Here is a 14686-nt window from a genome sequence, read left to right as displayed (position 1 = left end):
TTTAGTGATTTATTAATTACAAATTTAGGCCCGTTTGCGTGCAATCTTATTATAGAATGAATTTATAATATTACATAATTCCCACTTAGCTTACAATCGCGGCAAATTCCTTTAATAGTTATTCGCTTTATCACAAACATTGTAGCTTTCCAACTTTTAAACTATATTTGCAGACTTTTAAAAACACATTCAATAATGAAAGCAGGAATTGTAGGATTACCAAATGTTGGAAAATCAACCTTATTTAATTGTTTATCAAATGCGAAAGCACAAAGTGCTAACTTCCCATTTTGTACTATAGAACCAAATATCGGTGTTGTGAACGTTCCAGACCCACGTATTAATCGTTTAGAGGAATTAGTGAAACCAGAACGTGTGCAAATGGCAACAGTTGATATCGTAGATATTGCAGGTTTAGTTAAAGGAGCAAGTAAAGGAGAAGGTTTAGGAAATCAATTCTTAGGAAATATTAGAGAATGTAATGCGATTATTCACGTATTGCGTTGTTTTGATAACGATAATATTATTCACGTTGACGGCAATGTAAATCCAATTCGTGATAAAGAAACGATTGATATTGAATTGCAATTAAAAGACCTTGAAACAGTAGAAAAACGTTTGGAAAAAACCAATCGTGCTGCAAAAACAGGAAATAAAGAAGCACAAGCAGAAAAAGCATTGTTAGACCGAATTCGCCAAACTTTATTAGAAGCGAAATCAGCGCGTACAATTGTTCCTCAAAATCAGGATGAAGTTGATTTAATGGAAGATTTCCAATTAATTACTGCAAAACCCGTTTTATACGTTTGTAATGTTGACGAAGAATCAGCAGTAAACGGAAACAAATATGTAGACCAAGTTCGCGAATTAGTAAAAGACGAAGATGCTGAAGTTATCATCCTTTCAGTAGGAGCAGAAGCCGATATTACCGAATTAGAAAGCTACGAAGAACGCCAAGTTTTCTTAGAAGATATGGGTTTAAGCGAGCCAGGATCAGCAGTTTTAATTCGTGCAGCTTACAAATTATTAAAATTACAAACGTATTTCACAGCCGGAGTTAAAGAAGTACGTGCTTGGACAATCAACGTTGGCGACACGGCTCCAAAAGCGGCGGGTGTAATTCATACCGACTTCGAAAAAGGATTCATCCGTGCCGAAGTAATTGCATTTGAAGATTTCTCAAGTTTCGGATCAGAAGCAAAAGTAAAAGAAGCCGGAAAATTAAGAGTCGAAGGAAAAGAATACATTGTAAAAGATGGTGATGTGATGCATTTCCGTTTTAACGTGTAATTCTAAAAAACATATTTTTAAAGAAACCGTTGATATTTTTCAGCGGTTTTTTTTTGGGCCTATTTCCAGTTTTCCATTACAATATTTTTCAGGAATTCCTTTTTTTGCAAGCTTTAAAAAGAGCTTCTTAGGTCGCTTTTTTAAAACAACAAAAAATAGGCATTCCTCAAAAAATGATTTCCATTGCAATCTGGGGCAAAACTACTATCTTGGCACAAGAATTGTGTTTCAATCATAAACCTATTTGTATGAGAAAATTATTGGCTATTTTCGTTGTTTCATTCGTCGGTCTTTCTTGTAAAGAATCGGCATTGAACAATAGTTTTATCTATTTTTCAGAAGCACAACCTACTAATGTTGATGCAATTATCGTTTTTCCAAAAAAGTTCATCGGCACTTATTCGTTAGATTATTCGCATCGATTAACAATTGAATCAAAGTTCATTTTCATCAACGAAATTGAGACGCTTTCAATCTTAAAATCAGAATTAGATTCTTTACCAGAAGTAGAATTGCGAAACAATCAAGTCTTCGATAAAGCCGAAAATAAAACCTATAAAACTTTAATCAAGGGCGACACAATTGCCTTCGAAATTGAAAGATTAGACACTATTTTTTCATTTGCCGATAACGAAATCGCAAAAGAATACAAATCTTCATTAGTCTTAAATAAAAAAGTAGACGATAAGTATTTAACGAGCGTCATCAAACTTGCTACAATCGGAATGCAACACATTCAACTCGGAACTAAAAAAGATTTTCAAAAATTGCAAACTGAATTAAAAATCCCTTTTGTAGCAAAAATGAACGAAAAAGACACTTTAAACGTTGTACTAACGCCTTCTCGTGCCGATTTCAGAAAATTACTAAGAAAAGACGGATTTGAATATCAAAGCAATTACTTATTTAAATAGTTATGAAGATCTTTAAAAAAATTTTAAAATATATTGCAATTTTCCTGTTATCATTAATTGCTTATTTGGGAGTGGTAACTTTGCTTTCCTACATAACTGTGGCTGGCGAAATAAGAAAAGTAAAAAAAGACGTTTCCATTTACATCTTGACAAACGGAGTACATACCGATATCGTTTTACCTTTAAAAAACGAACATTTCGATTGGTCAAAGCAAGTGAATCCAGCTGATACCAAATCAAAAGATACTAGTTTTAATTACGTGGCAATGGGTTGGGGCGATAAAGGATTTTATTTAGAAACACCAACTTGGGCCGATCTAAAAGTTTCAACCGCGTTAAAAGCTACAACTGGAATAAGTACTTCGGCAATGCACGTTACTTTTTATAAAAATATGAAAGAGAACGCTTCGTGCAAAAAGATTCAAATTTCTTCCGAAAATTATAACAAGTTAATTGCTTATTTAAATAAATCATTTCAAACGCAATCGGGTAAGTTTTTAAAAATTGAAACCGATGCCGTTTATGGCAAAACCGATGTTTTTTATGAAGCTAAAGGTAGTTATTCGCTATTTTACACTTGTAATTCTTGGGCAAATCAAGCTTTGAAAGCGGCCAATCAAAAAGCTGCACTTTGGACAATTTCAGATAGTGGAATTTTTAGACATTATTCAAAGTAGTGTTTTATTCCTCTTAGTTTATGTCAGTTAATGTAAATGTAGAGCCAACGCCAATTATCGAATCAATTGCTATTTTATAATTAATTTTTTTCGCTAGATTAGCAACAATCGACAAACCTAAACCTGTTCCAAAATTTCCATAGCGGTCTTTTTTGGCTAAAGTGGTGTTGTTTTCAAAAATAGTTTCAAAATATTTTTTTTCAATACCAGTACCATTATCAATAATTTTAATAATTGATTTTCCATCAAACATCTCATATCTAATGGTTATAATCGGATTTGCTTGCATATTGTATTTTATGCCATTTGAAATTAAATTCAATAAAATCTGAGACAACGCCATTTTGTCGGTAGTCAGAAGAGTAGAGCTATCAAAATCATAAACAAATTTAATTTGATTATCAGAAGTAACCATTTGTTCAATTTCAGTTACTAAATCTTTAAGCAAAATTTTATTTTTGTTTACCACTAGTGATTCCGATTGATAGTAGGTTAATAAATTGCTTACATAATTTTTCAATTGATAAGAAGATGTTACTAATAATTCCAAATATTCGGAAGTCGCCTTTTGATTTCCTTTATCATCATTAAGCAATGTGATTAATGAAATAATATTATTAATTGGCGATTGAATATCGTGAGAAATTGTATTCGAAAATTGTTTTAATTCAGAATATTTTTCTTTTAAATCTTGATAATTTTTATTTAACTGAATATTTTTCAATCTAATTTTAAACAACTCTTCAACCTGCTTTCCTAATATTTGTAATGCTTTTATTTGATCTTGGTCTAAATTTTTACTTTCATAGTCAATTACGCATAAAGTTCCCAGCGCAACTTCATCATCATTGAAAAGGGTTACAGCGGCATAAAAGCCATTTTTTTCTAAACCATTTAGTTTTCCAATTTTACTAAATTCTGCATCTTCCATCAGATTAGGAACTACGATTACATTTTTAGATTTTGAAATTGATAAGGCACAAAATGACCGATTGAGAGGAGTTTCAGAATGCTCAAAGCCTATTTTAGATTTAAACCACTGTCTTTTGTCATCTAATAATGTAATGGTTGAAATTGGCGTATTGCAAATTTTGGAAGCCAAAAAAGTGATATTATCATATTCGATTTCAGCGTCAGAATCAAATAAGTAATAGTCTTCTAAAACTTCAACAGCATTTTTTTGGGGTAGATTTTTCAATTGCCAGTTTTAATTAGTAGTAAGCTATAAATATACAAAATAAACCGCATTATTGAAAATATATCTACCATTTATTAACCAAAAAATCTACTATAATTAGTTTTAAAATTAGAGTATAAATCTTACCTTGCACAAAATCCCAAAGTTATCTATGGTAGAGCAAAATCAGTATAACGAAGACAATATCCGTTCTCTCGATTGGAAAGAACATATTCGTATGCGTCCCGGAATGTATATCGGAAAATTAGGCGATGGTTCTTCGCCAGATGATGGTATTTATATTCTTTTAAAGGAGGTGATGGACAACTGTATCGATGAATTCGTTATGGGTGCCGGAAAAACTATTGAAGTTACTATCAAAGATAAATTGGTCACCGTTCGCGATTATGGTCGTGGTATTCCATTAGGAAAAGTGGTAGATGTGGTTTCTAAAATGAATACAGGTGGAAAATACGATTCTAAAGCCTTCAAAAAATCAGTAGGTTTAAATGGTGTTGGAACGAAAGCAGTAAATGCACTTTCAAACTTTTTCCGTGTAGAATCGGTTCGTGATAACCAAATAAAAGCAGCAGAATTCTCAGCCGGAAATCTTACGATTGAAGAAGATGTGCAAGAAAGTACAAAACGCAAAGGAACAAAAGTTTCTTTCGTAGCGGACGAAGCTATTTTTAAAAACTATAAGTATCGCAATGAGTATATCATTAAAATGCTTAAGAATTACTGTTACCTAAATCGTGGTTTAACGATTTATTACAACGGCGAAAAGTATTTTTCTGAATATGGGTTAAAAGACTTATTAGAAGAGAATATTGCAGAAGAAGATATGGTTTATCCAATCATTCACTTAGAAGGTGAAGATATTGAAATTGCCATTACACATAGTAAATCGCAGTATTCTGAAGAATATCATTCGTTTGTAAACGGACAAAATACAACGCAAGGTGGAACACATTTAGGAGCTTTTCGCGAAGCAATTGTAAAAACCATCAAAGAGTTTTACAACAAACCTTTTGAAGCGTCAGATATTCGTAAATCGATTGTTTCAGCCGTTGCTGTAAAAGTTGAAGAACCTGTGTTTGAATCGCAAACGAAAACCAAATTAGGTTCTACAGATATTGGTCCAAATGGCCCTTCAGTGCGAACGTTTGTGAATGATTTTATTAAAACTAAATTAGATAATTTCCTGCATAAAAATCCAGAATTAGCTGACGCTTTATTACGAAAAATTTTACAAGCCGAACGCGAACGTAAAGAACTTTCTGGAATTAGAAAATTAGCCAAAGACCGTGCAAAAAAATCAAATCTGCACAATAAAAAATTACGCGATTGCCGAGTGCATTTAACCGATGCCAAAAATCCAAGAAGTTTAGAAAGTACGCTTTTCATTACGGAGGGAGATTCGGCTTCGGGTTCTATTACAAAATCCCGTGATGTAAATACGCAAGCAGTTTTTAGTTTACGTGGAAAACCTTTGAATTCTTATGGAATGTCGAAGAAAATTGTTTACGAAAACGAAGAATTCAATTTATTGCAAGCCGCATTGAATATCGAAGAAGATATGGGCGATTTGCGTTACAACAATATCGTAATCGCAACCGATGCCGATGTCGATGGAATGCACATTCGGTTGTTGCTAATCACGTTTTTCTTACAGTTTTTCCCGGAATTAATCAAAGACGGCCATTTGTATATTTTACAAACGCCCTTATTCCGTGTGCGAAATAAAAAGGAAACCATTTATTGTTATTCGGATCAAGAACGTGTGGATGCAATTGAAAAATTAAAACCAAAACCAGAAATTACCCGATTTAAAGGATTAGGAGAAATTTCTCCGGATGAGTTCAAGCATTTTATTGGAGAAAGTATTCGATTAGATCCTGTAATGTTAGATAAAGCAACTCCAATTGAAATGTTATTAGAATTCTATATGGGAAAAAACACGCCGGATCGCCAAACATTTATTATCAATAATTTGAAAGTGGAATTGGATGTGATTGAGAAAAATTAGTTATGAAAAAAAATATTTTAATTTTAGGATTAATTCTAATAGGAACGATAACAGCATTAATTTTTATTCATTTTTCAAATGATCATAAAGAATGTGATACAGTTACAAACAGTCTAACAGATTCAAACGGAACTAGTGTAAAAACTGAAGAACACATTTGTAATGAAAGGTATAACTTTTAAAACTAGTGAAACTTATGGAAAATCAAGATATTCGCTGGAAGCAACGTTTTGAGAATTTTTTAGGAGCCTTAAAACAGCTAAAAAATGCAAACGAGCTAAGAAAACAAAGACCTTTTACAGAACTTGAATTGCAAGGTGCTGTGCAAGCTTTTGAAGTAACTCAGGAACTTTCTTGGAAGGTAATGAAAGATTTTTTAGAAGCCGAAGGAAGAACAGATTTGTTTGGAAGCAAAACCGTAGTAAGAGAGGCTTTTAATCTTGGACTTATTTCCAATGGTGAGCAATGGTTGAATACAATTGAAAGCAGAAATAAAACATCTCAGATTTATGATGAACAAGAGATTCTAAGGATCTTAGAGATAATTTTCGATAATTACGTACCGCTTTTTACTGATTTCGATTTAAAAATGAAAACTTTTTTATAGTGTTCGGGTTGTACCCAAATTCATATAAAGAAATGCAAGCAATTTTTCAGAAGTATGAAGCTATTGAAAAAGTTGTTATTTATGGATCTAGAGCAAAAGGGAATTATAAGGAAGGTTCTGATATTGATGTAACACTTTTTGGAGATTTGAATTATGATCTTATAATCAAGTTGAAGCACGAATTTGAAGATAGTAATATCCCTTATTTAGTTGACATATCAATTTATAAGGACTTGCAATCTGAAACTTTAAAAGAACATATTGATAGAGTAGGTAAAGTTTTTTATGAAATAAATAGGAATGAAAATAATTAGTATTTTAGAAAACAATATAAAAGCAAATGTGGAAAAAATGCGTCCACCAATTGAGATTAGAAATCAATTAGATTTAGGATATTCTTTTGAAAAAAACGTGTTAATCTTGTTTGAGATTCGTCCTAGTTTTATGGATGAATCTATAATAATGAATATAGAATTTGCGAAAGCTCGTTACTTCAAATCTCAAGAAAAGTGGAAAATTTATTGGAAACTTGCCAATCAAAAATGGGAATTGTATGAAGTTGAGCAAGTCAGCAATATAGACGATTTTTTTAAAGTTGTAAATGAAGATAAACACGGTTGCTTTTTTGGTTAAATTATAAATATTAAAGAATACTAATTCTGATAAAGATTCAGAACAAGTAAATTCAGCACAAATGAACGAAGACGAAGATAACATCATTCCAAACGAAGACGAAAATTTAGACAACCAAGACGAAGCAGCTAACGAAGCTGGTTTTGAGGATATTCGTGTTACAACGGGACATCATTTTTACGAAAACAACGAAAATCCAGAAGAAACCATTACCAAAGTTACAGGAATGTACAAAGATTGGTTTTTGGATTACGCTTCTTACGTAATATTAGAACGTGCGGTTCCGGCTATTGAAGACGGATTTAAACCGGTGCAACGTCGTATTATGCATTCAATGAAGGAGTTAGATGATGGTCGTTATAATAAAGTAGCGAATATCGTTGGCCATACGATGCAATATCATCCACACGGAGACGCTAGTATTGGTGATGCAATGGTGCAAATTGGTCAGAAAGAGTTGATCATCGATATGCAAGGAAACTGGGGAAATATCCTTACGGGAGATAGTGCCGCTGCTTCTCGTTATATCGAAGCTCGAATTTCAAAATTAGGTCACGACATCTTATTCTCACCAAAAATTACCGAATGGGGAACTTCATACGATGGTCGTCGTGCGGAACCCGTAAATCTTCCGGTTAAGTTTCCTTTGTTGTTAGCACAAGGAGCAGAAGGAATCGCAGTGGGTTTATCAACAAAAGTTTTACCGCACAATTTCAACGAATTAATAGATTCATCGATAAAAATATTAAAAGGAAAACCATTTACGTTATTTCCTGATTTCCCAACAGCCGGAATTGCCGATGTATCGAATTACAACGATGGATTGCGTGGCGGACGCGTTCGTGTACGAGCTAAAATTGCACAATTAGACAAGCAAACGTTGGTAATCAATCAAATTCCATTTTCTACTAATACTTCAACTTTGATTGATAGTATTTTGAAGGCCAACGAAAAAGGGAAGATTAAAATTAAGAAAATTGAAGACAATACGGCTGCTGAGGTGGAAATTTTAATCCATTTGCCAGCAGGTGTTTCACCCGATAAAACGATTGATGCTTTGTATGCTTTCACGGCTTGTGAATCGTCAATTGCACCTTTAGGATGTGTGATTGAAAACCATAAACCTTTGTTTATTGGCGTTTCGGATATGTTGAAAATTTCGACACATCGAACAGTTGATTTACTGAAACGTGAACTGGAAATTCAACTAGACGAATTAGAAAATAAATGGCATTTCTCTACGTTGGAAAAGATTTTCATTCGTGAAGAAATGTATATTGATTTCAAATTGTATTCCGACAGAGAAACGCTTTATGTTTATATGTACGATCGTTTTGAGCCGTTTTTAAAATCTTTTGTAAGAGCAATTAACGATGACGATTTGCAGAAATTAACGCAAATTCCAATGATTCGTATTACGCGATTTGACTCGGATAAAGCCGACGAAGGAATTGCGAAACTAGAAGCGGAAATGGAACGCGTAAAACACGATTTAGATAATATTATCGATTATACGATTGCTTTTTTCCAAATGTTGAAAGACAAATACGGAAAAGGACGCGAACGCCAAACGGAATTAAGAAGTTTCGATAATATTGAAGCTACAAAAGTGGCACTTCGAAACACAAAATTATATGTAAACAAGGAAGAAGGATTCTTTGGAACAGGTTTAAAGAAAGACGAATATGTCACTGATTGTTCGGATATCGACGATGTAATTGTGTTCCTTCGCGATGGAAAAATGATGATTTCCAAAGTAGACGATAAGAAATTCGTTGGAAAAGATATCATTCACATTGCGATTTTCGACAGAAATGACAAACGTACCATTTATAATATGATGTATCGTGATGGAAAAACGGGTTCTACTTTCATCAAGCGTTTCAATGTTTCTGGGGTTACACGTGATAAATTTTATGATTTAACACAAGAAAAACCAGGTTCAATGGTTTCTTATTTTTCAGCAAATCCAAATGGAGAAGCGGAAGTAGTAACTATATTATTGCGTCAAGTTGGAAGTGTGAAGAAACTGAAATGGGATGTCGATTTTTCTGATATTGCTATCAAAGGAAGAGCTTCCCGCGGAAATACCGTTTCAAAATATCCAATCAAGAAAATTGAATTAAAAGAAAAAGGAATTTCCACCTTACGACCAAGAAAAGTATGGTTTGATGATACGGTGCAACGTTTAAATGTCGATGGGAGAGGTGAATTATTAGGCGAATTCCGTCCGAATGACCGCTTGTTAATCGTAACGCAATCTGGAAAAATAAAAACAATTATTCCAGAAATCACTACGCATTTTGATGAAGATATGATTGTTTTGGAAAAATGGAATCCAAATAAACCGGTTTCGTGTATTTATTATGATGGTGAAAAAGAACGTTATTTTGTGAAACGTTTCTTAGTTGAAAACGAAAATAAAGAAGAAATTTTCATCACAGAACACGAAAAATCGCAATTAGAAATCATTTCTACAGATTGGCGTCCGGTTGCTGAGGTTATTTTTGCGAAAGTAAAAGGAATTCAAAAAGAGAATCAAATAATTGATTTAGAGCAATTTATTTCGGTAAAAGGAATCAAAGCTTTGGGGAACCAATTAACAGCCGATAAATTAAAACAAATTAATTTATTAGAATCTTTACCTTTCGAAGAGCCTGAAGAAGTTGTTCCAGAACAAATCGAAGTTTCTGGGGAACAAAATGTTTCCGAGGACATCAATACAGAATTAGACGACGACGGACAAATCACATTATCGTTAGATTGAATTTATAGAAAGACCTGTGAGATTATAAAATCTTGCAGGTCTTTTTTTTATTTCAACTTAAATTCTTAATACCAAGAATATGAAAACTTTTTCAATTTTATTAATCGCATTTTTAACGTCAATTCCATTGACAGCTCAAGACATTTCCGGTCAATGGAATGGTGCTTTAAAAGTGCAAGGAACACAATTGCGACTTGTAATTAACATCACCAAAACAGCGGATGGCTATTCGGCAACGATGGATAGTCCGGATCAAGGAGCAACTGGAATCCCAATAAACAGCACAACTTTCGAAAATTCGAAATTATATTTTGCGATTCCAAATGCTACGATTGAATATAATGGTGATTTGAAGGATGATGAATTTATCGGAACGTTTAAACAAAATGGACAAGAATTTCCAATGAATTTATCAAGAAATGCTATTGAAAAATTGGTTGTAAAAAGACCGCAAGAACCGATTAAGCCTTATTCTTATTATTCGGAAGATGTTACTTTTCAAAATAAAAAGGCGAATATTTCTTTAGCAGGAACATTAACGCTTCCCAAAAAAGAAGGAAATTTCCCAGCTGTAATTTTAATTTCGGGAAGTGGTCCTCAAAATAGAGATGAAGAAATATTGGATCATAAACCGTTTTTAGTGATTTCTGATTATTTAACGAAGAATGGAATTGCAGTATTGCGTTATGATGATAGAGGCGTCGGAAAATCAACTGGAAACTTTAAAGCGGGAACTTCAGCAGAGTTCGCAACGGATGTTGAAAGTGCGATTGCTTATCTAAAAACACGAAAAGAAATTAATAAAAAGAAAATTGGACTAATTGGACATAGCGAAGGCGGATTAATTGCTCCAATGGTTGCTTCAAATTCAAAAGATGTGGCTTTTATTGTTATGTTGGCTGGTCCTGGAATTCAAGGAAATAAAATATTATTACTTCAAAAAGAACTTATTGAGAAGGGGATGGGAGTTTCTGAATCCGAAATAAATAAAGGACTTGAAACCAATGCGAATTTATTTGATGTAATCATTAAAGCTACTGATGGTCAACAATTAAAAGCTGTTTTAACGACTAAATTAAATAAATTGCTTGCTAATGATCCTACTGCTGAAATTCCAAACGGAATGTCAAAAGAAGAATTTATAGCTGTGCAAGTGGATCAAATTGCAACACCTTGGATGCAATATTTCATAAAATATGATCCGGCTCCGGCTTTAGAAAAAGTAAAATGTCCTGTTTTAGCACTTAATGGAGCTAAAGATTTACAAGTTCCTCCAAATGAAAATATATCGGCAATTGCAACGGCTTTAAAAAAGGGCGGAAACATGAAAGTAACTACTAAAATATTTCCTAATCTGAACCATTTGTTTCAAGAATCAGATACGGGAATACCATCGGAATATGGAATAATTGAGCAAACAATTGCACCGATCGTTTTGGAAGAAATTACGAGCTGGATAAAATTACAAACAAAATAAAAGCCGAAATTTTTGTTTATTTACAGCAAATAAATATGATTTTCATTCTGTTTTATTCAATTAAATACTACTAATTTCGATAACTAATACAAACACAACTACGAATGGCAACATTTCCATCAGACATTGAAATTGCACAAAATGCAACAATGCTACATATTAAAGAAATCGCAAAGAAAATTAATATTGAAGAAGATGATTTAGAATATTATGGCAAATACAAAGCGAAATTACCTTTACAATTGCAACACGAACATCCAAAAGGGAAACTTATTTTAGTTTCGGCAATGTCGCCCACAAAATATGGGGAAGGCAAAACCACAATGTCAATTGGATTAACCGACGGACTGAATTATATTGGTAAGAAAGCAATTGCGGTTTTACGCGAACCTTCCTTAGGTCCGGTTTTTGGTTTAAAAGGTGGTGCCGCTGGTGGCGGATATGTTCAGGTTTTACCAATGGAAGATATCAATTTGCATTTTACAGGTGATTTTTCTGCGATTGAAAAGGCGAATAATTTACTTTCGGCTGTAATTGACAATAATCTTCAAAACACAAAATATACTTTAAACTTAGACCCAAAATCAATTGCTTGGAAACGTGTAATTGATATGAACGATCGTTCGTTACGCCAAATTATTATTGCAACAGGATCGAAGTCAAACGGCACAATGCGTGAAGATGGTTTTAACATCACTGCGGCTTCTGAAGTAATGGCGATTTTATGCTTAGCAAAAGATTTAGAAGATTTAAAATTCCGTTTAGGAAATATATTTGTTGGAAAAACTTTGGATGGCAAAGCGATTTTTGCTCGAGATTTGAAAGTAGTAGGAGCAATGGCCGCTTTATTAAAAGATGCGATTAAACCTAATTTAGTGCAAACCATCGATGGAAATCCGGCAATTGTGCACGGCGGACCTTTTGCTAGTATTGCACAAGGAACAAATACTGCAATTGCGACAAAAATGGGAATGTCGTTAGGCGATTATGCGGTTACAGAAGCCGGATTTGGTGCCGATTTAGGTGCGGAGAAATTCTTGCATATTAAATGTGAGCAAGCGGGTTTGAAACCTGATGGTGTTGTTTTAGTCGCAACGATTAGAGCTATAAAACATCACGCTGGATTAAATGCAGAAGATTTTAAAACTGAAAGTATTACAGCCATAGCAAAAGGTTTTTGTAATCTTGAAAAACATATTGAAAATATTCAAAAATTCGGGTTGAATCCAGTGGTTTGTATCAATGCTTTTCCCGATGATACTCAATTAGAGTATGATAAATTAATTGATTTGTGTGCTACAAAAGGCGTGGTTGCAATTGTGAGCACTGCTTTTGTTGCTGGTGGAAAAGGTTCGGCTGATTTAGCAAAAGAAGTAATTGCTGAAATTGAAAAAGGAACGGCTAATTACAAACCTTTATACCAACCTTCGGACAGTATTGAACATAAAATTAATACGGTTGCTAAAGAAATTTATGGTGCCAATTCGGTAGAATTCTCGGCAAAATCAAAAACACAATTGAAGATGATTAATGAACTGGGTTTTGGTCATTTTTCGGTTTGTATGGCGAAAACACCCGCTAGTTTTTCAGACAATGACAAATTAATTGGTCGCCCCACGAATTTTGACATTACGGTTCGTGAATTTGAAATTGCAAGTGGAGCCGGATTCATAGTTCCGCTTTTAGGAGATGTAATGCGAATGCCCGGTTTACCAGCGGTTCCAAACGCAGAACGCATTGATATTGATAACAATGGAGTGATTTCGGGATTGTCTTAAAAAAGGTATTCAAAGATTCAATACTAAACCTAACTAACCCTGATGGGAAAGGAAATAAAAAATGTCCCGATTGTTTTTTCGGGACATTTTTTATTGTAATGGACAGCAGGAATAGGGATTACCGATAAAGCCCAAGCCATTCGTTTCAGAGAAAAATTATTGTTTTCTTTTTCTCATTTTCATATTTAAAAACTCGGTTGCTAGTGAAAACGCAATAGCAAAATATAAATAGCCTTTTGGAACAGCTCCTACGTGTTCGCCAACTAATTCAGCATTTGACAAGTGCATACTTTCGGTAATTAGCATAAAACCGATTAAGATTAAAAACGCTAAACCTAAGATTTGAATTGATGGGTTTTCATTAACGAAATTTCCTACAGGAACTGCAAAAATCAACATTACGCCAACCGAAATAACCACTGCTGTAACCATAATTATTAAAGCACCTGGAACACCATTTGTCATCCCAACAGCTGTTAAAATACTGTCGACAGAGAAGATAAGGTCAATTAATAGAATTTGACCAATTACACTTCCAAAAGACTTTGTAGCTGTAGATTTTAATGTTATTTCTTCTTCACCTTTATGATCTACTTTTTCGTGAATCTCTTTGGTACTTTTATAAATTAGGAACAAACCTCCTAATAATAAAATCATTGCTTGACCCGTAATATCGGCTTTAAACCAACCGAAATCAAAACTAAACCAAGGAGCTTTCATTGCAATTAATAACGTAATTCCGAATAAAAGTCCAATTCGCATAAACATTGCTAAGAATAAACCAATGCGAGTGGCTCTTTTGCGTTCTGCTTCCGGTAATTTTCCAGTAACAATGGAAATAAATATAATGTTGTCAATCCCTAAGATAATTTCTAGAAAAGTTAGGGTTAATAAGGCTATCCAAGCATCGGGATTTAAGAATACTTCCATTCGTTTTTTATTGTTTTATCTTACTTATACGTGGATTATTCTATTTTTGTTACAGTTCCGCGTTGTTTTTTTGGATCGCCTACAAAAGAATATTCAAAAGTATACGAATTATCAGTCGTAGTTAAGATTTTCATTTGCACTGGTTTTTTTTCTTCTCTATTTTTTGGATGCCTATTTTGGATGATGTATTCGCAATCATTGGTCCATCTCAACTTATAAGTATCTACTTTTCCTTGGTAAGATTCTGTTTGAATGGTATCATTCCGTTCAAAAGTACTCGTATATTTTACGCCATCAATTATGGTTTCGGAAGTGAATTTTCCTGTTTTAAAAGTAGTACAATTCCGTTCTTGGTTGTAACATGAAACTAATAAGAACATAGCAAATAAGGCAAAAATGGTTTTCAT

The 14686-nt window shown here is 33.5% G+C and carries 13 protein-coding genes; 10 read left to right on the top strand and 3 right to left on the bottom strand.

The window, feature by feature from the left end:
• The first annotated feature begins 195 nt into the window (after positions 1–195).
• From ychF to T1L09_RS08330, 3 genes are all read left to right on the top strand, one after another.
• Positions 196–1290: a redox-regulated ATPase YchF gene (ychF, locus tag T1L09_RS08340; RefSeq protein ID WP_322550495.1), complete on the top strand. Its 1095-nt coding sequence runs from the start codon at positions 196–198 to the stop codon at positions 1288–1290.
• A gap of 173 nt (positions 1291–1463) precedes the next feature.
• Positions 1464–2204: a hypothetical protein gene (locus tag T1L09_RS08335; protein ID WP_322550494.1), complete on the top strand. Its 741-nt coding sequence runs from the start codon at positions 1464–1466 to the stop codon at positions 2202–2204.
• 2 nt (positions 2205–2206) lie between these two features.
• Positions 2207–2881 carry a TIGR02117 family protein gene (locus T1L09_RS08330; RefSeq protein ID WP_322550493.1) on the top strand — a complete coding sequence of 225 codons (675 nt, stop codon included), beginning with the start codon at positions 2207–2209 and terminating at the stop codon, positions 2879–2881.
• A gap of 13 nt (positions 2882–2894) precedes the next feature.
• On the opposite strand, the gene T1L09_RS08325 is transcribed toward T1L09_RS08330, so the two are convergent.
• Positions 2895–4079 carry a GAF domain-containing sensor histidine kinase gene (locus T1L09_RS08325; protein WP_322550492.1) on the bottom strand — a complete coding sequence of 395 codons (1185 nt, stop codon included), beginning with the start codon at positions 4077–4079 and terminating at the stop codon, positions 2895–2897.
• 151 nt (positions 4080–4230) lie between these two features.
• Here T1L09_RS08325 and T1L09_RS08320 point away from each other — a divergent pair, with 151 nt between their 5' ends.
• The 7 genes from T1L09_RS08320 to T1L09_RS08290 all read left to right on the top strand — a co-directional run bounded on the left by T1L09_RS08320 (position 4231) and on the right by T1L09_RS08290 (position 13349).
• A complete protein-coding gene (locus tag T1L09_RS08320) occupies positions 4231–6087 on the top strand; it encodes a DNA topoisomerase IV subunit B (protein ID WP_322550491.1) in 1857 nt (618 codons plus the stop codon).
• 196 nt (positions 6088–6283) lie between these two features.
• The gene (locus T1L09_RS08315) at positions 6284–6694 is read left to right on the top strand and encodes a nucleotidyltransferase substrate binding protein (RefSeq protein WP_322550490.1); all 411 of its coding nucleotides are present in this window, start codon (positions 6284–6286) and stop codon (positions 6692–6694) included.
• Positions 6694–7008 (top strand): nucleotidyltransferase domain-containing protein, encoded by a 315-nt coding sequence (locus tag T1L09_RS08310; RefSeq protein WP_322550489.1) that lies wholly within the window; start codon positions 6694–6696, stop codon positions 7006–7008. The genes T1L09_RS08315 and T1L09_RS08310 overlap by 1 nt, the downstream gene beginning before the upstream one ends.
• Positions 6995–7327, top strand: coding sequence for a DUF3024 domain-containing protein (locus T1L09_RS08305; protein ID WP_322550488.1), 333 nt, complete (start codon positions 6995–6997; stop codon positions 7325–7327). The genes T1L09_RS08310 and T1L09_RS08305 overlap by 14 nt, the downstream gene beginning before the upstream one ends.
• 61 nt (positions 7328–7388) lie before the next feature.
• Positions 7389–10094 carry a DNA gyrase/topoisomerase IV subunit A gene (locus T1L09_RS08300; RefSeq protein ID WP_322550487.1) on the top strand — a complete coding sequence of 902 codons (2706 nt, stop codon included), beginning with the start codon at positions 7389–7391 and terminating at the stop codon, positions 10092–10094.
• Between the two features lie 79 nt (positions 10095–10173).
• Positions 10174–11571, top strand: coding sequence for an alpha/beta hydrolase family protein (locus T1L09_RS08295; RefSeq protein ID WP_322550486.1), 1398 nt, complete (start codon positions 10174–10176; stop codon positions 11569–11571).
• Positions 11572–11675: 104 nt separating this feature from the next.
• A complete protein-coding gene (locus T1L09_RS08290; RefSeq protein ID WP_322550485.1) occupies positions 11676–13349 on the top strand; it encodes a formate--tetrahydrofolate ligase in 1674 nt (557 codons plus the stop codon).
• 156 nt (positions 13350–13505) lie between these two features.
• On the opposite strand, the gene T1L09_RS08285 is transcribed toward T1L09_RS08290, so the two are convergent.
• A complete protein-coding gene (locus T1L09_RS08285; RefSeq protein ID WP_322550484.1) occupies positions 13506–14279 on the bottom strand; it encodes a TerC family protein in 774 nt (257 codons plus the stop codon).
• Positions 14280–14314: 35 nt separating this feature from the next.
• Positions 14315–14686 carry a DNA topoisomerase IV gene (locus tag T1L09_RS08280; RefSeq protein WP_322550483.1) on the bottom strand — a complete coding sequence of 124 codons (372 nt, stop codon included), beginning with the start codon at positions 14684–14686 and terminating at the stop codon, positions 14315–14317.

Source organism: Flavobacterium psychraquaticum (genome assembly GCF_034497725.1).
GTDB classification, from domain to species: Bacteria; Bacteroidota; Bacteroidia; order Flavobacteriales; family Flavobacteriaceae; genus Flavobacterium; species Flavobacterium psychraquaticum.
Note: the sequence above shows the minus strand (reverse complement) of the source record. Positions and strands in the feature narration are given on the sequence as shown.